The organism is Betaproteobacteria bacterium, assembly GCA_016194905.1.
In the GTDB taxonomy this organism is placed as follows: Bacteria; Pseudomonadota; Gammaproteobacteria; order Burkholderiales; family JACQAP01; genus JACQAP01.
Genome location: JACQAP010000004.1, coordinates 1 through 19,714 on the forward strand (window position 1 = coordinate 1; position 19,714 = coordinate 19,714).

A 19,714-nucleotide genomic window follows, 5' to 3' on the forward strand; every position below is an offset into this window, starting at 1 on the left:
AAACAGGAAGCGGCGAGCTTGCTCTGCGTCGGCTTGAACCAGGACGCAATCGGTCTACCGCTTCCCCGCTCTCAGGTCCGGCCAGACCTGAGAACACAAACAACATACACGTACAAAACGAACATACAAGGACGCGGAGGAAAATCGATTCCAGGCAGTGACCGTTCGTCTCTCCCGCATTTCACTCCTCTGCGCTCTCCGCGTCCGCGGTGAGAGTGGTTTTGGTTGACTGCCGTGGAAAGGGAATGACCCGTCATTTGGCCGACAGCGTCTGCTGGATCAAAGCCAGTTTTCTACATGTTATGTTGTCTGGCCGGTTATGGCGCCAGATCGGCGCACCGGACAAATTGCGTATTTTGTTTCGATGGGCTCGATTCGTAAAGATTCGATCTCAAGTCGAGGGCGATTTAGCGTGCCTCTGTAGATGTCAGCGATTCAAATACCGCCCGCGTTTCGGGGGATGGCTTTAGGCCGAGGACAATGGACAACATATCCCTGAGGCGACGGTACGTTTCCGTCGCCTGGGTCCTGTCGTCGAGGGCTTTTTGGCACACCATGAGCCGCCGGTAGAACTGCTCCGCGAGGCCATCGACCTCAATCCCCCGCTGATAGAGCGTCGCGGCAGTCTGCCAGTCGCCTAAATTTTCCAAGGCGGATCCGAGCACCGTTACGCTCCTCTCGAACGCACTGCGCGCCTTTTCGCGACCCTCGGCGGCCCATGATGGTGCCTCACTCCCGAGCACATGTCCGCAATAGAGGCGCAGCAGTTTGTCCACATAGGTCGTCACTTGTTCGATCGAAAGGCCGCCGCTGCGAGCCAGTTCAGTGACTTCCGAGCATAACGATTCGAATTCCCAGAGATCGAGTTGGCAAACGCGATCGTTGATGGACACTTGACCGTCGCTCAATAGAATAACCTCGTCGTCACCGAGAAGTTTGCGCAGACGATGGAGCGCATTTGTAAATGCACCATCGGCCGCATCGCCATCACCATCCGGCCATAGTGAGTGTTTAATGTAGGCGGCACTTACCGAGGCCCCACCCCTGGATGCAACTAATTTCAGGAATTCGAGCAAGCGGGCGGGCGCCTTGCGGTTGAATCGAAGCGGTAGTGAATCCCTGAACACCTTGAATCCCCCTAAAACATGGATTCGGAAAGGCCATGGCCAATCCGCCGCCACCAGCGCCGGAGGGTGAACTCGCCAGGACCGAATCAATGACTGCACGTATTCGGTCTCGATCTTCGCTTCGATGGCCGCCGAGAACATGACGGGCATGCCCGCGACCATCCATCGAAAAAAGTAAGGCGTGCCGCGTTCCTTGCTCCACGTCAGTGCTTCCTTCAAGCAGGCGTTTCTCGCCGACACATTCCCTCGCAGATGCTCGACATAGGCCTGGCCCAACACGAGAAGACCGTCATAGCACGCGTAGCACGTACCCGCGAGTTGTCGGCGGGCATTGACCACCATGGCCTCCGCCTTGTCGAAATCTCGAGCTTGCGCATAAACACTTGCTAACGCCGCATCCCAACAGAAGATGAAGAATGGTGCGGTTGTTCGAGTTGCCGCCCCGCGGGCTTGATCGGCGAAGCGGCGCGCATCCTCTATTTGCCCATCCAATTGGGCCAGGAAGCACCGACCGAGATAGAAGTTGGCCAAACCTACCAGCATGTCCTGGCGCAGTAGTTTCTCCTGCGCCACCAGTACTTGCTCGGTCTCTTCGCGATTACCGAGAAAAACATACGTATAAGCCAGAAACTCCAAAGCACGCTTTTCTACGTGGGCCAACCCCTCCGTCTGTGCCAGCGCGCGCGCGTCGCGCAGATCCTTCAAGGCTTCGTCCGGGCGCGCGATGCCATAGAAGTAACTTCCACGACTCACAAGCCAGTTCGCTTTCTCGATCGGCATGACGTCAGCGGTTTTCGCGAGAGCATCCACCTTGTCCACAAACCGCGCCCCGAGTTCAACGCTCGCTGCGTTTTTGCAGTACTGCATCACAAAACTGCCCATGGCTATTTTTTCATTCAGACCAACATCGCTGTCCATCAACTCCAACAGGCGCACTGCGGTGCGATGCAATTCTGAATGGTCTGGCTGTAAATACATGGCACCCAGAAAGAACGCAGACAGAGCTGCGACCTCAAAATCCGCCGAGGGAAAGTCATGCCTGGGGGATAGAAGGGGGCCGAGTGCCGACATCCAACTCTTCAGCCGCTCCGTGGAGCGCGCCTCGAGAAAGTGAGACCAGATAATGCCGGCTATACACATGAGTTGTCCGGTGCTGTCCTGTCTCGACTCGAAAGTATGCAACGCACGCTCGAAGCTTTCACGTGCCTGCGAATGGCTCGTCGGAATAAGGGCTCTGGCCAGCCAGTATCTCAGCCACGGCGACGTCTCGAGGCACTGGGCCGGTAGGCAGTCGATCCAATCACGAAGGGTTTGCCACCGACCTTGAGACAGCAAGCCGGGTGCGACGATTAAGATCATTTGCCCCGCGTCTTCCCAGGCATGCGCCATACAGAACAAGCTAAATGCGCTGTCCTGGGATCCGTGCTCTTTAAGTAAAGTGGCTGCTCTCAATGCCAAGGCTCGATACTCGTCTCGCGAGTATCGCTTAGCAGCTGTATCCAGCAGGAAGGCCCGAAACAGTGCGTGATATTCGTAGATGTGCTCTGTTTCAAATCCCATCGCCGAAGCGACTGATTCCGGGGGATGGAGGCGGGTTCGCGACTGGGAACGACGATCCGTGAATAAACGTCGTCGATACAACAAATCTAGAAGTCGCCCGGCTTCGTTGTTTCCGGTCATGCGTTCCGCGAGCTCCGCCGTGATCCGCGGGAAGAACGCTGACTGGAGGAGGGTCTCCTGGTCGGAATGTGAGGTCGCCCCAAGAAGTTGGTCGGCGAAGTAGCCAAAAATGGATTCCTGCGTGCCCGCGGGAATGTCCTCGGTCGAGCAGTGCTTATTTCGCGCACCTTCTAGCACGAGGGTAAGACCTGCGGCCCAGCCTCCACATAATTGATGAAGGGCCTGTGCGCTTTCGTCGTTGGCCACGTTGCGGGCTTGCATGATCGACCTGGTTTCGTCGATCGTAAGTTGCAAGTCATTCCAGTCGAGCGCCGCAAGGTCGCTATTAGCTTGCAAGACGGAGATTTCAGCGGGAGGTGAAGTCCGGCTGATCGCGATCACGTTTATGTCCTCCGGAATCTCTCCGAGCGCGACGCAGATCAGTTTGTGAATCGCGGAAGACTCGGGAACCTCTTGATAGTTGTCAAACACGACTACGGTACGTGGGGCGAGGCGCGAAAAGAACTCCCGAAAAAACCGTCGCGTAAACCCTTCGAGGCTAGCGAGGTATTCCGGCGAAAGAACGGGTAGCCGCGCCTTTCCACTTGGAGCGGATAGTCCTAGATAGTAGAAAAAAGTGGAAGGATCAGAGTCGCCCGGGTCGAGTTGGTACCAGAGAACCCCGTAGCGGCGGGATTCAAGGTAGCTCGCGACCAAGGCGGTCTTGCCGGCGCCAGGCGGGCCTTCCACCCAAACCACGGGGTGTTGCATTCGCTCATCCAGCAGCCGAAACAGTCGCCGTCTCGGCACCACGCTGAACAAGCGCGGACGGCTTAATTTCGCATATGCCGCCTTACGCCCCATGAGTTCCGCCTATCGAAGAAGTCTCAGGTATGTTGTGCGAGGGAGCACCCCTCCACGAGGATCAATCGTGGTCTCGTTCGGACTCTACATATGAGGATGATAGATCATTCGCAGACTTGGGCCATGATCCAACGGACCGATGGGTCCCTTAGCCGCCCGGAGCGCAGTCTTCATGGCGGCAGGCCCTTATGGACGGGGTCCTAGCGGTCCGAAGAAACCGGTGATGCGACGGATCTGACCCTTCTCGTCCACCTCGCCAAAGTCCATCCCTTCCAGCGCGGTGGATCCGTCTGCCGCTAACATTTTCCATCCGAACCGGAACCTTTCGTGATGCGCATCGACCGCACTGGAAACGACGATTTGTGCCCCTGGATATTGTTCCAGAAACTTCCCGATGTGGACGATAAGCGCCTCGCGTCCCTCCACTTGAGCCGTCGGATCGGTGTAGGTGCCCTGCCTGGCCCAAGTCCTCTTCAACATATGTGTGCGTTTCGGCACGTCCGACTCACCCCATGCGGCGCAATACATCACGATGGTCTCGCTTAATGCCGCCGTGTCGGTTTGTTGGGCATAACTGCTGAAAGCGCCGGCTGCCAGAATGACTAGCATGGTGGTTGTGAGAAATCTGATCATCTTGTGGCCCTCCAAGGTTAATGGGTCTATACACCTTGACGTTGGCCAGCTTAGAAATAGGTTAGCGATTCGATCTTTGCCCTGAAAGTTTGTCCACGAGGCCGCTTGTTGCATCTTTGCCTGACCAAGTAGACCTTCACCTTGATCTTGCCGATGGACATGAGATCACCGCCGATTCCGCCCTCGCCCGCCATGCGGCGAGCGAGGAACATCCACAAGCCGAAAAGGATCAGCGCCAGACGAGCGCCACCAGCGCGATCACCAAGTACCAGATGTTGAACTTCGTCTGCTTTTCCACCGAATCTCTCCTGGAGAATTCCCGCAGGTGTGTCGAGCATCATGGCATTTATCGCGGCGGCCGGATTGATCGAGGTCAAATCACCAGCCAACTGCGGCGCATGTACTATGCGTGGAATCGGTGCGTCCACCGATAAAAGGAGCATGCCTTGAGCGCTTCCCCGGGCAACGACCCGATTTACGATTTGCTGATCGTCGGCGGCGGCATCAACGGCGTGGGGATCGCGCGCGACGCCGCGGGCCGCGGGCTGTCCGTTTTGCTTTGCGAGCAGGACGATCTCGCCGGTCACACCTCGTCCGCCAGCACCAAGCTCATCCACGGCGGATTGCGCTACCTCGAGTACTACGAGTTCGGCCTGGTGCGCAAGTCGCTGCAGGAGCGGGAAGTGCTGCTGCGTGCCGCACCTCACATCATCCGGCCGCTTTCCTTCGTGATGCCGCACAACGCGGGACTGCGCCCCGCCTGGCTGATCCGCGCCGGGCTGTTCCTGTACGACCATCTCGGCAAGCGCGAGCTGCTGCCCGGTTCGCGCAGCGTGAATCTGCGTACTCACGCGGCGGGACAACCGCTCAAGCCCGAATTCGAGACGGGCTTCATGTACGCCGACGCGTGGGTGGAGGACGCGCGTCTCGTCGTGCTGAATGCGCTCGATGCGGCCGAACGCGGCGCAAGGGTTCTGCCGCGCACGCGCTGCGTCTCAGCCCGGCGGCATGCAGACCTGTGGGAGATGACTTTGCAGCCTGCGGGCGGCGATTCGGTGCAAATTGTGCGCGGCCGCGCGCTGATCAACGCAGCCGGGCCGTGGGTCATGAACGTGCTGCGCGAATCGCTCGGCATGCCATCCCGGCGCCATCTGCGCCTGGCCAAAGGCAGCCATATCGTGGTGCGGCGGCTGTTCGAGCACGACCATGCCTATATTCTGCAGAACCCCGACAAGCGCATCCTGTTCGCCATTCCCTTTGAGCGCGACTTCACTCTGATCGGCACCACCGACGTCGAATATGAAGGCGACCCCGCCAATGCGTCGATTACGGATGCGGAAGTCGCTTACTTGTGCGAAATGGCGAACCGCTACTTCGCGCACGGCATCGCTCCCGCCGATGTGGTCTGGAGTTATTCAGGGGTGCGCCCTTTGCTGGCCGACCACGCAGCCAATCTTTCCGCCGTCACCCGCGACTATGTGCTGGAATGCGACGCCACATCCGAGCGCGCACCGCTCCTTTCCGTGTTCGGCGGCAAGATCACGACTTTCCGGCGCCTCGCGGAAGAAGCGCTCGATCTGCTTGCGCCTAGCCTGCCCGAATTGAAAAAGGCATGGACGGCGGGCGCGCCGCTGCCCGGAGGCGACATCCCGGACGCGAACTTCGAAGGATTTCTCGCCGACTTTCACCGCTCGGCCCCGTGGTTGCCGGAAGCCCTCGCGCGCCGCTATGCACGCGCCTATGGCACTCGCGTCGACCGGCTCCTCGCAGGCGCAAGCAATCTGACGCGACTCGGCGAAGATTACGGCGGCGGGCTGTATGACGCGGAAATAGATTACCTGATAAGTCAGGAATGGGCGCAAACGGCGCAGGACATTCTCTGGCGGCGCTCGAAGCTGGGGCTGCATGTTTCGGACGAGACCGCAAGGCGACTTGCCGCGCGGCTGGCGCAGAATCTTAAAAGCAGGACTGAGGACTGAGTAAGGGCGAAAAAATCAGAAAACGGGACCGAAGACCGCCTTAGAAGCAGTGCAGAGGGCTGAGTAAAGGCAAAGATCAAAAGATGAAACTCAGTACGACGTCCACGCCCAAATCCCTCGGCGATGTTACTCAGAATTGAAGTGGATGCTCGTCTGATCTGATCAATGAGAGAAAAATCTCTCGAGAACCCAGGAGCGAGGGTGGTTTTATAGATGTCGCGTACAAGCACTCTGGCCTTCTGCCATGCAATCAGATCTTCGAATCTTTCGATCTTGCTCATGGTTGCCCTCGGGTCATTGGTTAAGTAACAATTTTTCCGCCGTTACCGCCCGTCTTTCCGGCTCATTTCCCAGTCCTCAGTCCTGCTTATCCGCCCCCCTCATTCCTCGACCTTAAGTAGCTCCGCCACTTCTTTGTGTTTGGCGTCACGCGCTATTTCCGCCGCCGTCTTGCCTCGATCATCCTTCAAACCGGGATCGGCACCCTTGGCGAGCAGCGTTCTGACTGTTTCCGTCTTGCCGTAGCCGGCAGCCCACATCAACGCCGTAACACCGTGGTGATAGGATTTGTTGACGTCCACGCCAGCATCCAGAAGCAGGGCGACGATCCCGGTGTTGCCCTGCCCCGCCGCGTACACCATCGCGGTCTTGAACAGCTGATCGCGGGCGTTCACGTCGGCGCCATGATCGAGCAGCGTGCGCGCGATGCCGGCATTGCCGTTGTAAGCCGCCGTCATCAGCGGCGACACCTTTTGGAGATTCTGCAGGTTGACGTCGGCATCTTTGCCGATCAGCAGGTCGACCATCTCGGCGTTGCCCTTGCGCACGAACATCATGAGCGCGGTGTCGCCGGCACGATTTCGTGAATTCGGTACCGCACCATTCTCCAGTACGCGGCGCACGGTCACGACATCGTCATTGCGCGCCGCAACAAGCAACTGAGCATTCAAACCGAGGTCCGGAGAGGTCTGCGCATATGCACATGGATGCATAACCAACCGTTGATTCAAAGACGAAAACAGAAAATCGGAACCGGCAAAAAGTACTGCGACTACGAGTGAAAACCGGTGGAAGCGTGTCATGGAAGCAGTCGGGGAATCTTGCGAATTTGGAACGCGGATATGACCCTTGTACGGCCGGGAATTGTTCCTTATAGTCGCAGCGTCCGCAATCGCTACAGTCCGCGTGACAACGCGACAGTGAAAGCGCTGACTCTAACTACAACGCAACGGGAGGTTTTATGAAGCTACATGCCCAAGTGAAACTGGCGGCGGCGGTAATGATGGCTGTCGGCAGCTTCAACTGTGTCCTGGCTGCGGAGATCGAAGGCGGCGCCACCACTTCGGCGAAGCCGATGTCTTCGAAGCTCGGCATGGTCACGCAAAAACGTCTGAACAACGCACACAGCGACAAGGCCAACTGGCTGCATGTCAATGGCGGTTACTCGCAAACCCGCTATTACCCTGGCGGCCAGATCAACAGCGGCAACGTTTCCAAACTCAAGCCCGCGTTCGTATTTCAGACCGCGTTGGTCGAATCGATGGAAACCGCACCGTTGATCATCGACGGCGTGATGTTCCTGACCACTTCCTACAACCATGTCTACGCAATCGATGCGAAGACCGGTCAGGAGTTCTGGCACTACAAGCACAACATGGGTCCGATCACCGTGTACTGCTGCGGCCCCAACAACCGCGGCGTAGCGGCGGCGGATGGCCTGCTGTACATGGGCACCCTGGACGCCAAGCTGGTGGCATTGGATGCAAAGACCGGCAAGGTAGCATGGGAAACCGAGATCGCGGATCCCGAAAAGGGTTACTCCGAAACCATGGCGCCGACCGTGGTCGACGGCAAGGTCCTGATCGGCACCAACGGCGGCGAGTACGGTATTCGCGGATTCGTGAAGGCATTCGACGCCAAGACCGGCAATTTGCTGTGGACCTTCTACAGCATCCCGGAAAGGGGCCACGAAGGTGTGTGGGCCACGCATGACGCTACCGGACGCAACATGCTGCGCGACATCGCGGCGGAGAAGAAGACGCTGCAGGATAACGGCGGCGACTTCTATCAGACTCTGGGCGGCGGCGTGTGGATGACGCCGGCAGTCGACCTCGAGACCCGCACCGTGTTCTTCGTGGTGGGCAACCCGTCTCCCGATCTGTATGGCGCGATCCGCCCGGGCGACAACCTGTACACCAACTCGATGGTTGCAGTGAGCCTGGACACCGGCGAGTACAAGTGGCACTCGCAATACATCGCGCACGACGTATGGGATCTGGACGCGGTCAGCCCGGTCGTCCTGACGGAAGCCAAGGACAAAGCCGGCAAGGTTCGCAAGGTCGCGATCCACGGCGGCAAGAGCGGACATGTGTACGTGCATGACCGTGCCACCGGCGAATTGATCCGCTTCTCGCAAGCCATGATTCCGCAGGAGAACATGTGGGTCCTCCCGACTGCGCAAGGCGCTCGCATGCTTCCCGGTGCGAACGGCGGCGTGGAATGGAACCCGATGGCGGTGAATCCGAAGCTGCACATGGCCTATGCGGCCAATTTGCACCAGCCGATGACCTACCACGTCGAAGAAGCCGGCTATCCGGGTGGCGACAAGCTGTGGTTGGGCGGTGCGTTCAAGGCGATCGCGAGCGAGAAACAATGGGGTCGTCTGGCCGCAGTGAATCTCGACACCGGCAAACTGGCTTGGAAGGCCGACACCGCACAACCGCTGATGGGTGGCGTGCTGGCCACCGCGGGTAACCTGGTGTTCACCGGCGAAGGCAATGGCAGTTTCAATGCCTATGAGGCAAAGAGCGGCAAGAAGCTGTGGTCGTTCAACTGCGGCGCCGGCGTGAATTCGCCTCCCGTGTCGTACGAGATCGGCGGCAAGCAGTACATCGCGGTTGCGGCGGGCGGTAACAACCAGCTCGACTTCAAACGCGGCAACAGCGTTTTCGTTTTCGCCCTGCCCTAAACTTTTCGGCCGGTTAGTCGTTCTAACGTAGTCAAGGAGGGGCCACCTTCGGGTGGCCCCTCCCATTTCCACCTCGTCCCCGCCTTCTCCCCAGAGCGGAGAAGGTGCTTGAAAACATTGCAACGGAAGTCACAGATGAAGAAACTACTCGCGCTCGCCACGTTTCTTGCGCTGATCCCCGCGGGCGCACTCGCGCAGGACGCCGCCACCGGCAAGGAAAAGGCGGCCGTGTGTGGCGCCTGTCACGGCGCGGATGGTAACTCCACCATTCCGCAGAATCCGATCCTGGCGGGACAAACCGCGCGCTACATCTATCTGCAACTGCGCGACTTCAAGGAAGGACGCCGCAAGGACCCGATGATGTCGCCGATGGCGGCGAACCTGTCGAAGAAAGACATGCTGGACCTCGGCGCCTATTTCGCCGCGCAGAAGCCGACGAATCAAAACTCGAAGGGCGAACCTTCGCTCGTGGCGAAAGGCAAAGCGGTCGCCGATGCCGCCATCTGCACCATGTGCCACTTGGGCAGCTTCTCCGGCCAGAACGAAATCCCGAAGACCGGCGGCCAGCACTACGAATACGTGCTCAAGCAGTTGAAGGACTTCAAGGCGAAGAGACGCACCAACGACGCCGGCAACATGACGGCGGTATTGCGCACGATAGCGGATGAAGATCTGGAGGCGGTTGCGGCGTATGTCGCGAGCCTCGACTGAGACCGTGATTGGTGACTGGTGATTAGTGATTGGTACTTCTACAATTACTACTCCAGTACTGGTAACCTAGAGCGGCAAGATGAACGGACCGCTCGATGAAATCGCATAAAGACCTCGAAGTCTGGAAGGCGGCCATTCAACTTGTCAAGAGTGTTTACGATCTCACCGAGCACTTCCCGCAGAGGGAACGGTTTGGCCTTGCGGGTCAGATGCGTCGTAGCGCGGTATCGGTCGGAAGCAATATCGCTGAAGGTGCCGCTCGGAAAGGAAACAAGGAATTCCTCCAATTCCTGTGTGTGGCACTGGGGTCGGCCAGCGAGCTCGATACTCAACTGGAAATAGCCAAGCTGACTGGAATCGCTTCCGCTAATAATAGCGATCTCGTGACCGCAGATCTGGCTGCCGTATCTCGCATGCTGCAGGGCTTGATTCGATCCGTAAAAGCAAAACCTCGCGATTAAGTTCGCTATTCCCATTCAGGTGCCCTTTGCCAGTTACCAGTCACCTATCACCAGTCACCGACGGATCATTTCGCCAGTGCGAAATGTCCGCGCTCTGCCTCCACGGCTTCCACCGCCTCAACTACTACGAATGGGGAGACCCGGCCAACTCGAAAGTCCTGATCTGCGTGCATGGCCTGACGCGAAACGGCCGCGACTTCGATGACATTGCGCGCGCGCTTTCCTCCGAATATCGCGTGCTCTGCCCCGACGTGCCCGGCCGCGGAAAAAGCGAATGGCTAACGCATAAAGAGGACTACGCCTATCCGGTTTACTGCGCGGACATGGCCGCGCTGATCGCGCGCAGCGGCGCGCAAACCGTGGACTGGATCGGCACGTCGATGGGCGGACTGATCGGTATGCTGCTCGCTGCTCAGCCGAATTCACCGATCCGCAAGCTGGTGATGAACGATGTCGGACCGTTCATTCCGAAGGCATCGCTGGAAAGGCTGTCCACTTACGTGGGCAAACCCGTGAGCTACGATTCATTCGACGCCTTCGAACAATACATTCGCGTGGTGTCCGCATCGTTCGGCCCGCTGACCGATGCGCAATGGCGTCATCTCACCGAAACCACCGCCCGGCGCAAGGACGACGGCCGATGGGGAACGAACTACGACCCGGCGATCGCACTGCCATTCGCGGGACCGATCGCCGATGTTGCGCTGTGGCCGTTCTGGGATCAGGTCCGTTGCCCCACACTCCTGTTGCGCGGCAAGACTTCCGACCTGTTGATGAGCGAAACCGCACGCGAGATGACCACTCGCGGTCCGAAAGCAAAGCTCGTGGAATTCACCGGCATCGGCCATGCACCGATGTTGATGGCAGCCGACCAGATCAACGTAGTCCGCGAATTTCTTCTCGGACAAGGCTGATCGGTGGCCCGGTGATTAGTAACTGGTGACTGGTGGAAGCAATAAGGACTTTTCACTAATCACTAGTCACCAATTACTGAACCATGCTCGCCATCGACTGGGGCACCACTTCCTTTCGCGCATACCGTCTCGATCCGGCCGGCAGGATAGTCAATACACGTTCCGCACCGGCGGGCATTCTTTCCGTCGAGGGTGGAAACTTCGCCGCCGCACTGGAGCAGCAGGCCGGCGACTGGATTGCCGACGGCGAGACGCAGGTCGTCATGAGCGGCATGATAGGCAGCCGCCAGGGATGGATCGAGGTGCCTTATGCGGCATGCCCCGCCGGTCTGGATGAAATCGCCGCAGGAATGCGCAAGGTCGCGTGGGATCGCGGCGAGGCCTGGATTGCGCCGGGACTGACTTGTCGCGACGACGCCGGGGTTCCGGATGTGATTCGCGGCGAGGAGACCCAGATTCTGGGCATTCTCGCCCAGTTCGGCGCGGGCCGGCACACCATCTGTCTGCCGGGCACGCACAGCAAGTGGGTCGAGGTCGAAAACGGGAAGATCGTACACTTCTCGACGCACATGACCGGAGAGGCCTTCGCCGTGTTCAAGGCGCACAGCATTCTGGGACGCATGATGAAGGATGGCGTCACGGACAGGAATGCGTTTACGGACGGCGTGCGCCGTTCGGCCGATGACGGCGGGATGCTGCACCACCTGTTCGGCGTGCGCTCCCGTGGATTGCTCGGCGAACTGCAGGAGACGGCTTCCGCGTCGTACCTGTCCGGCCTGCTCATCGGCCACGAGATTCATGCCGCCGGTATCAGCGGACAACCCGTGCACCTGCTGTGCACCCCCCAGCTCGCGGACGTCTATCGTCAGGCACTTGACGTACTGGGATTGGAATCCAGTACACTCGATTCCAACGCGGTCACCACTGGACTGTTCCGGCTGGCGTCTCACCTGAAAAAATGAAAACCGAATCCTTTGCCGGCTGGCTCAGGCGCTGGCCGCTGGTCGCCATCCTGCGGGGCATCAAGCCCGGGGAGGCGATCGACATTGGCGCTGTGCTGGTGGAAACCGGTTTTTGTATCGTCGAAGTTCCATTGAATTCTCCCGAACCTTTCGCCAGCATCATCAGGCTGTCGAAACGGTTCGGCGACAAAGTGCTGATCGGTGCGGGAACGGTCACGGACTGGGAGCAGGTGCAAAAGGTGGCCGATGCGGGCGGCAGAATCATCGTGATGCCGCATGCGGATGAGCGCATCGTCGAAGCCGCCAAGCGTCGCAATCTTTACGCGGTGCCCGGCTTTGCCTCGGCCACGGAAGGTTTTCGCATGATCGAAGCCGGAGCCGACGCCATCAAACTATTCCCCGCCGAGGCCAACCCGCCGAAAGTGCTGAAGGCGCTGCGCGCCGTGTTGCCGAAGGCAGTGCCGGTGCTGCCGGTGGGCGGCATCACCCCGAACAACATGAAGGAATACTGGGAAGCCGGCGCGGACGGCTTCGGACTCGGTTCGGCGCTGTACAAACCCGGCGATACGGCGGCAAAAGTCGCGCAGTCAGCGGCGGATTTTCGCTTCGCTCTTCACGTTCTGCCGAAGAAGCCGTGACAGGATTGCGGAAATTTCGGCACTCTCGTCGACCCTTCGACCCGCCCAAGACGGGTCATCACCTGCAATAGCGCTTTCTTACGCGCTTGTAAGCCCCCCGACCGTTGATCCGGCCGCGAGCCTCACTCCCCTCGCCTCATAACGGTCGCATTGAGGCGACGGACGGTCGTTTTCACCTTACCGCCGTGCGTAGCCCGCCTGGTTGTCAGAAGCCGCCGCTCGTCAGCCACGCGCTGTACTGCGTCGCTCCTGGCATCGGATATGCACATGTCAAGGGTAAAGCGGGCGACTGGCGTGGTATCCACGACCACTGCAACCTAACGTGACGAAGGAGTAACCGAAGCGGAGTTCATCATGAAGACAAGCGAACGCACCATGGCTGCCACCCTGTCCGACGAAGTTTGGAAAGCATTGCATTCAGTGTCTGGACAGCGAGCGGACGCGGCATCCGCCATGCCGAAGGAGTTGGAGCAACCTTCCACCGATACGGTGGACAGCATCCGCCGGCTGATGCTTCAGCCGCAAGGGCTGCGCAAAATCGTGCCGATGGCCGGCAGTCGGTTCGCATCCCGGCTCGCTATCGAAGACAAGGACCGGGCGAAGGTCGACGCCATATTCGCCTGCCTGGCGATCTGCGCGGATGAAGAACGCCGCGCAATTGCGTTCGGGTCCCGGGAAGCGGTTGCCGTGACGCAACGCTGCATCTATAGCATCAAGAAGAAGTTTGGGATCAGCTAAAGGCCGAGAAAAGCAGTGAATGACGTGAATGCGTGAAAGGACCGCGCATGCGCGTGAATGATGTGATTCAAATCTCCCTATCGTTCGCCAATGCGCTCGATCCTGCGAGTTCTTCGACGCCGATGAGGTCGATGCCATTTCTGGCAAAGCGCCGCGCGGCGTAGAGAGCGCGCTGATCTTTTTCGTGGTCGAGCGACCATTGCGCATGGCGACAGAGCAGGAGCAACGCAAAGGCGCGGCCCAGGGTCATGGCGAAGCGCCGTGCGCCCGCCTCGACCGCTTCCTCTGAAGCGGCGCCGATCCACCGCTGCGCACGCAGCAGCGCTGCCTGCGCCGACTTGGCACATTCCAGCAATCGCACATCGCGCACGCCTGAAGCCAGCGTCTCGATCTCTATCTGCAGTGCGGACAGCGCACTACCGGACTGCAACGCGCGCAGCACGTCCAGCGACAACACGTTGGTGGTGCCTTCCCAGATCGAGAACACCTGCGCGTCGCGCAACAGCGCCGGCAGTCCGGTGTCTTCGACATAACCGGCCCCGCCGAAACTTTCCAGGACTTCCGACAGCACGGCCACCGACTGTTTGCCGGTGACGAGCTTCGCGATCGGTGTCAGCAGCCGCAGCAGGTCCTTGCCTGCGGCATCGAGCCCATCGGTTTCGTCGCGGCCGAGCAGCTCCACCGCAGAGAAGGCGAGATGAAAGCCGGCCTCGTACTCCGCCTGCAAGCCGGCCAGCGTATCGACATGCAGCGGTTTCTCGGCCAGCGGCGCGCCGAAGGCGACGCGCTTTTTCGCATAGTCGCGCGCCAGCGCAAGTCCGCGGCGCATGTAGGAAACCGCGCTGACGCTGTTCCACGTGCGGGTGACATTCAGCATCGGGGAAATGCTGCGCACACCATCCGCTTCGCCGGCGACCGTCAATGCCGGCGTACCGTCGAGCGTGAGTTCCGCGGTCGGCACCTTGCGCGTGCCGAACTTGTCCTTGAGCCGGTGAACGAGGATGTTATCGAGCTGCCCGCCGGCATTGCGCGTTTCCACATAGAACAGGGCAAGGCCTTTTCCGCCGCCGGGATTGCCCTCGGGCCTTGCCAAGGTCAGCGCCATCTGAGAAGTCGCCGCGGACGTAAACCATTTCCGGCCGTAAAGCCGCCATCGCGAACCGTCCCGCTTCGCCGCGGTTTCGCTCAGACCAACGTCGGAACCGCCGGTACTCTCCGTCATCCACTGCCCGCTGGTCCAGAACCACGCCGGATCGCGCGAAGTCAGGTGCGGCAACGCACGTTCGATGAGTTGTTTGTTTCCGGATGCGACCAGGGCGCGCGCAGCGCCGTCGGTCATCGCCAGCGGACAACTGTAGACGTCCGTCGCCGGCGTGAACAGGTGAACGAGCGCGAACTGATGAATGCGCGAGTGCCGGCCGTTGCGCCGCTCGTAAGCCGTCGCGATCAGCCCTCTTTCGGCGGCGAGACGCTCCGCGAGCTTCCACAGCGGCGACACCTCAATCCGATCGATGCGGTTGCCCCACGCGTCCCAGGGCGTATGCACGGGTTCGTTCAGACGATCCGCGATCTGCAGGCAATACAACTCGCCACCCGCCAGGTCCCCCAGCTCGAGCAATTCCCGCTCGATCGCCGCCAGCATCCCGGCGGGCAGCACCCGCGCGAGATAAGAGCGCGGGACCCGGTCGTCGGAATATTGGTTACCGAGTTGGGGCGGGGGTTGGTTGAACGGCATGGCCGCTTGGCAAAGATCAAAATCTCAACGCAGAGGCGCAGAGAGCGCAAAGGTCGCAGAGGAAAACAAAACGGACGATAAGGGTAAACGCAGTACCGTGATCCAATCGACAAATAGAAACTGACGCAGCGGACTATTGTGTACGGACACCTCTAGCGTGCCTCCATCGTATTCCTTTGCGCCCTCTCTTTTCACCTCTGCGCCCTTTGCGTCAACGATTCTGATGCCGGCCCGTGGCCGGCTTACAGACCGCCAATGCACAAATACTTTACCTCCAGATACTCTTCGATCCCGTACTTCGAGCCTTCGCGCCCGATGCCGCTCTGCTTGACGCCGCCGAACGGCGCGACTTCGTTCGAGATCAGGCCGGTGTTGACGCCGACCATGCCGGATTCGATGGCTTCGCCTACGCGCCAGATGCGGCCGATGTCGCGGGCATAGAAATACGACGCCAGCCCGAACTCGGTGTCGTTGGCCATGGTGATCGCTTCTTCTTCGGTCTTGAAGCGGAACAGCGGCGCGACGGGACCAAAGGTTTCCTCCTTCGTCACTTTCATCGTGGTGTTCACACCGGTCAGCACGGTCGGCTCGAAGAACAAACCGCCGAGTTTATGCTTCTTGCCGCCGACCAGAACTTTGGCGCCTTTGGACAAGGCATCCTCGATATGCTCTTCGACCTTCTTCACCGCGTTCTCGTCGATCAGCGGTCCGGCATTGACGCCGGCCTCGGTGCCTGGCCCCACCTTAAGCGCCCTCACTTTATCCGCGAGCTTGGCGGCGAATTGATCGTAGACGCTGTCCTGCACCAGGATGCGGTTGGCGCAAACGCAGGTCTGCCCGTTGTTGCGATACTTGGAGATCATCGCGCCTTCGACTGCCGCGTCGAGGTCGGCGTCGTCGAATACCAGGAACGGCGCATTGCCGCCCAGTTCCAGCGAGACTTTCTTGATCGTCTCCGCACTCTGCTTCATCAGCACGGCTCCGACTTCGGTGGAACCGGTGAAGCTGATTTTGCGAACCGCCGAATTCGACGTCAGCTCGCCGCCGATTTCCTTCGCGCTGCCGGTGACGATGTTGATCACGCCCTTGGGCACGCCGGCGCGTTCAGCCAGCTCCGCCAGCGCAAAGGCCGAGTACGGTGTCTGCGTTGCCGGCTTGATCACCACCGTGCAACCCGCCGCCAATGCCGGCGCGGCCTTGCGCGTAATCATTGCCGCCGGGAAATTCCACGGCGTGATCAGACCGCACACGCCGATCGGCTGCTTGATCACCACCAGACGCTTGTCGGCCTGATGCTGCGGAATCATATCGCCGTAAATGCGCTTCGCTTCTTCGGCGAACCACTCGATGAAAGAGGCAGCGTAGGCGATCTCGCCCTTCGCTTCGGCAAGAGGCTTGCCCTGCTCCGTGGTCATCAGCAGGCCCAGATCGTCGGTATTGGCGATCATCAGGTCGAACCATTTGCGCAGAATGTTTGCGCGCTCCTTCGGCAGCTTTGCGCGCCAGGCCGGCAACGCAGCGCTCGCGGCTTCGATGGCCCGGCGCGTTTCCACCGCACCCATTTTCGGAATGGTGCCGATTACCGCCCCATTGGCCGGGTTGGTGACGTTGATGGTGGATTTGGCATCCGCGTCGAGCCAGGCCCCATTGATATAGCCTTGCTGGCGGAAAATTTTTTGGTCTCTGAGTTGCAGCGTGAAATTCGTATCTCTGGGGGCATTCATGGTTAGTCTCCTGGAAAACGGCGGAACAATGAGTCGATTATAGACGCCGCGGCCAAACATGCGTGCATACCCGGACTGCCGATTGGGATAAACCACGATCCCCAGGATGGTCGTCGTCGCGGGACCGCGCATCGATCCGCGCGAATTGCCGTGCGCAGCGGGCGTCGAGCTGCACGGATTCCTTCCGGATCTGCATCAGCGCCTGGCCGCCTGCGACCTCGCCCTCGTGCAGGGCGGGCTGACCACTTGCATGGAACTGACCGCGGCGAAGGTCCCGTTCCTGTACTTCCCGTTGCACAACCACTTCGAGCAGACCGTCCACTTCCGCTACCGCCCGGAACGCTATCTCGCGGGCCGCCCGCTCGATTATGCAGCAGTCACTGCGGATGAAATCGCCGATGCAATCGTCGCCCAGATCGGGCGGCCGGCTGCATACCGGGACGTGGAGAGCGACGGCGCTTCCCGTGCAGCCAATCTAATTGCCGTCCTTATCTGAATTTGAACTATAACGAAGAGAGAAACGTCGCCAATTTGGAAAGTTGGAGCGCGAGAATCGGACAGCCAGGGCTGAAGTTTTGACCTTCCCTATAACTTGTGCGTTCGTAGTCAACCTGGAGGAGAGCCAATCATGAAACGCTGGATAGTGTGTTTACTGGCCGGGTTAACAGTCGCAGGAACGGCTTTTTCCGAAACCTGCATTTCGCCCTACGTCAAGGGCTTGAAAACCCCTGAAAAAGTCATGTACCTGTGGACTCTGCCTGCCAAACCGAATGGAGGCCCTGATTTTCTCGCGGTGATCGACGTGAATCTCGCCTCGCCCACTTACGGGCAGATCATCAAGAAGGTAAAGGTCGGTTCTTCAGGGAACGAGGCGCATCACATCGGCTTTACCGATGATCGAACCAAAATCTGGGCGGCCTCGCTCAATACCAGCCGCCTGTTTATTTTCGACGTCGGCACGGACCCCGCGAACCCGAAGCTGATTCGCACCATCGACAATGTTCCCGGGCTGACCCGGTTGAGCGGGCCGCATACCCCATATGCGATCCCGGGGAGAATACTGGTCAGCATGGCATCGGGGCCCGACGGCACCGGTACGGGGGGAATTGCGGAATTCACCAATGACGGCGAATTCATCGCCGGTCACAACGCCTCCAACCATCCCTACGAAACAGTGATCAAGCCCGAGTTCAATCGCATGATCACCTCTGCATGGTTTCCGCAGAAGACCTTCATGAGCCCCCTCGACAAGTGGAATCCGCAGGACTGGACCAATCCGAACACGATGCTGGTGTGGGATCTGAAGGAGCGCAAGGTGATCCAGACCCTCTCCGGAGACCCGATCAATCTCGCTGCGCGATGGATGCTCAAACCGGGTGCGAGGTATGGTTACAACATCAGCAACGGCGGTAATTCCATTTGGATGTTCAAGATGGAAGACGATGGTACCTTCACCTACCGCAAGGCAGCCGATACCGGTCCCGGCTGCGGCCCAGCCGATCTGCGGCAATCTCCTGACGACAAGTTTCTCTACGTGAGTTGCTTCGTCGGCAGCGAGGTTCAGGCCTGGGATATATCCGATCCGGAGAACATTCGTCTGCACGACACCATTCAGGGCGTCGTTCAGCCCAACATGATGCACGTCACCTCTGACGGCCACCGGCTGTACTTTACCAACTCTGCGATCAGCACGATCGACTACTCGTCGCGCTATTCACTGCAATTGATCCAGGTCGGGCGAGATGGACGGCTAAAGCTGGACCCGAACTTCAAGGTCGACTTCGTGCAGGCGCCAAACGGCCCGGCGAGGCCGCACGATATGCTACTCAATTGACGTTCACGTTTCGCTGCGAGGGCGCAGACGACGCAAAGAAGTTGTCCGGAAGGGAGGACATTGCAATGCGGCGAATCATGTTCTGGATTCTGTGTTGGATGTTTGGCGCCGCGTCTCCGCTTCTTGCGGCGGAGGCGCCCTCAGAGGTTCAAATTTCTTCCAATCCGAGCCTGTCGGTGATCGCGCGTGCGCCAACGTTCATGCTGCACGATACTTCGGGAAAGGTCGTGCGCCTGTCGGATTATCAAGGGCATGTAGTGCTGCTCGCCTTTATATTCACCACCTGTCCGGGGGTCTGTCCGATCATCAGCCGGCAGATGGCCGCCGTGCAATCCGGGCTTAAGTCGGCGAAACTTTTCGGAAGTCAGGCAAGTCTTGTGTCGGTGACGGTGGACCCCGAAACCGATACTGCGGACGTGCTGGCGCGCTACGCGCGAAATCACGGCGCAGATCCAGCGGGATGGAGGTTTCTGACAGGCACGCCCAAACAGATCAGGCCGGTACTCAAGGCGTACGACGAGTGGACCAAGCTTTTACCAAAAGGAGAGATCGACCACCCGGCGCGCGTGTACCTCATCGACAAGCAGGGCAACATTCGCGAGATCTACAGCCTCGCGTTCTTCAATGAGAAACAGGCACTGATCGACATGAGCAGGCTTCTGGAAGAGTAAATGCCGCACCGACGCAGTAGGTCGGCTAAAAGGTAGCCTGCACCGAAACGCCCTGCGTTCGCTCCGGTCTCTGCATGATTTGAGGGCCAGTCTCGG

General features: G+C 59.4%; 17 protein-coding genes. 11 read left to right on the top strand and 6 right to left on the bottom strand.

Going from position 1 to position 19,714, the window contains the following annotated elements:
• Positions 1 to 407: 407 nt before the first annotated feature.
• The 3 genes from HY067_00400 to HY067_00410 all read right to left on the bottom strand — a co-directional run bounded on the left by HY067_00400 (position 408) and on the right by HY067_00410 (position 4,726).
• The gene (locus HY067_00400) at positions 408 to 3,650 is read right to left on the bottom strand and encodes a hypothetical protein (protein MBI3526414.1); all 3,243 of its coding nucleotides are present in this window, start codon (positions 3,648 to 3,650) and stop codon (positions 408 to 410) included.
• A gap of 186 nt (positions 3,651 to 3,836) precedes the next feature.
• On the bottom strand, positions 3,837 to 4,259 hold the full coding sequence (locus tag HY067_00405) for a nuclear transport factor 2 family protein (GenBank protein ID MBI3526415.1): 423 nt from the start codon (positions 4,257 to 4,259) through the stop codon (positions 3,837 to 3,839).
• A 74-nt stretch (positions 4,260 to 4,333) separates the two neighbouring features.
• Positions 4,334 to 4,726, bottom strand: coding sequence for a hypothetical protein (locus tag HY067_00410; protein ID MBI3526416.1), 393 nt, complete (start codon positions 4,724 to 4,726; stop codon positions 4,334 to 4,336).
• Between the two features lie 30 nt (positions 4,727 to 4,756).
• Between HY067_00410 and glpD the strand changes: the two genes are divergently transcribed.
• The gene (gene glpD, locus HY067_00415) at positions 4,757 to 6,262 is read left to right on the top strand and encodes a glycerol-3-phosphate dehydrogenase (GenBank protein MBI3526417.1); all 1,506 of its coding nucleotides are present in this window, start codon (positions 4,757 to 4,759) and stop codon (positions 6,260 to 6,262) included.
• Positions 6,263 to 6,642: 380 nt separating this feature from the next.
• Here glpD and HY067_00420 read toward each other — a convergent pair whose 3' ends face one another.
• A complete protein-coding gene (locus HY067_00420; protein ID MBI3526418.1) occupies positions 6,643 to 7,254 on the bottom strand; it encodes an ankyrin repeat domain-containing protein in 612 nt (203 codons plus the stop codon).
• A gap of 248 nt (positions 7,255 to 7,502) precedes the next feature.
• Between HY067_00420 and HY067_00425 the strand changes: the two genes are divergently transcribed.
• The 7 genes from HY067_00425 (at position 7,503) to HY067_00455 (ending at position 13,654) form a co-directional block, all read left to right on the top strand.
• Complete coding sequence (locus HY067_00425; protein MBI3526419.1) at positions 7,503 to 9,230, top strand: PQQ-binding-like beta-propeller repeat protein; 1,728 nt, start codon at positions 7,503 to 7,505, stop codon at positions 9,228 to 9,230.
• A 135-nt stretch (positions 9,231 to 9,365) separates the two neighbouring features.
• On the top strand, positions 9,366 to 9,941 hold the full coding sequence (locus tag HY067_00430; protein MBI3526420.1) for a cytochrome c4: 576 nt from the start codon (positions 9,366 to 9,368) through the stop codon (positions 9,939 to 9,941).
• 95 nt (positions 9,942 to 10,036) lie between these two features.
• A complete protein-coding gene (locus HY067_00435; GenBank protein MBI3526421.1) occupies positions 10,037 to 10,402 on the top strand; it encodes a four helix bundle protein in 366 nt (121 codons plus the stop codon).
• A gap of 83 nt (positions 10,403 to 10,485) precedes the next feature.
• Positions 10,486 to 11,316, top strand: coding sequence for an alpha/beta hydrolase (locus HY067_00440; protein MBI3526422.1), 831 nt, complete (start codon positions 10,486 to 10,488; stop codon positions 11,314 to 11,316).
• Positions 11,317 to 11,399: 83 nt separating this feature from the next.
• Positions 11,400 to 12,278, top strand: coding sequence for a 2-dehydro-3-deoxygalactonokinase (locus HY067_00445; GenBank protein MBI3526423.1), 879 nt, complete (start codon positions 11,400 to 11,402; stop codon positions 12,276 to 12,278).
• Positions 12,275 to 12,916: a 2-dehydro-3-deoxy-6-phosphogalactonate aldolase gene (locus HY067_00450; protein ID MBI3526424.1), complete on the top strand. Its 642-nt coding sequence runs from the start codon at positions 12,275 to 12,277 to the stop codon at positions 12,914 to 12,916. Before HY067_00445 ends, HY067_00450 begins: the two co-directional genes overlap by 4 nt.
• 354 nt (positions 12,917 to 13,270) lie before the next feature.
• Positions 13,271 to 13,654: a hypothetical protein gene (locus HY067_00455; GenBank protein ID MBI3526425.1), complete on the top strand. Its 384-nt coding sequence runs from the start codon at positions 13,271 to 13,273 to the stop codon at positions 13,652 to 13,654.
• A gap of 67 nt (positions 13,655 to 13,721) precedes the next feature.
• On the opposite strand, the gene HY067_00460 is transcribed toward HY067_00455, so the two are convergent.
• Together HY067_00460 and gabD are read right to left on the bottom strand one after the other, a co-directional pair.
• Positions 13,722 to 15,389, bottom strand: coding sequence for an acyl-CoA dehydrogenase family protein (locus HY067_00460; protein ID MBI3526426.1), 1,668 nt, complete (start codon positions 15,387 to 15,389; stop codon positions 13,722 to 13,724).
• Between the two features lie 242 nt (positions 15,390 to 15,631).
• Complete coding sequence (gene gabD / locus HY067_00465; protein MBI3526427.1) at positions 15,632 to 17,083, bottom strand: NADP-dependent succinate-semialdehyde dehydrogenase; 1,452 nt, start codon at positions 17,081 to 17,083, stop codon at positions 15,632 to 15,634.
• A 136-nt stretch (positions 17,084 to 17,219) separates the two neighbouring features.
• Between gabD and HY067_00470 the strand changes: the two genes are divergently transcribed.
• From HY067_00470 to HY067_00480, 3 genes are all read left to right on the top strand, one after another.
• Positions 17,220 to 17,609 (top strand): hypothetical protein, encoded by a 390-nt coding sequence (locus HY067_00470; protein MBI3526428.1) that lies wholly within the window; start codon positions 17,220 to 17,222, stop codon positions 17,607 to 17,609.
• A 132-nt stretch (positions 17,610 to 17,741) separates the two neighbouring features.
• Complete coding sequence (locus HY067_00475; GenBank protein ID MBI3526429.1) at positions 17,742 to 18,947, top strand: beta-propeller fold lactonase family protein; 1,206 nt, start codon at positions 17,742 to 17,744, stop codon at positions 18,945 to 18,947.
• 77 nt (positions 18,948 to 19,024) lie between these two features.
• A complete protein-coding gene (locus HY067_00480) occupies positions 19,025 to 19,618 on the top strand; it encodes an SCO family protein (GenBank protein ID MBI3526430.1) in 594 nt (197 codons plus the stop codon).
• Positions 19,619 to 19,714 lie beyond the last annotated feature (96 nt).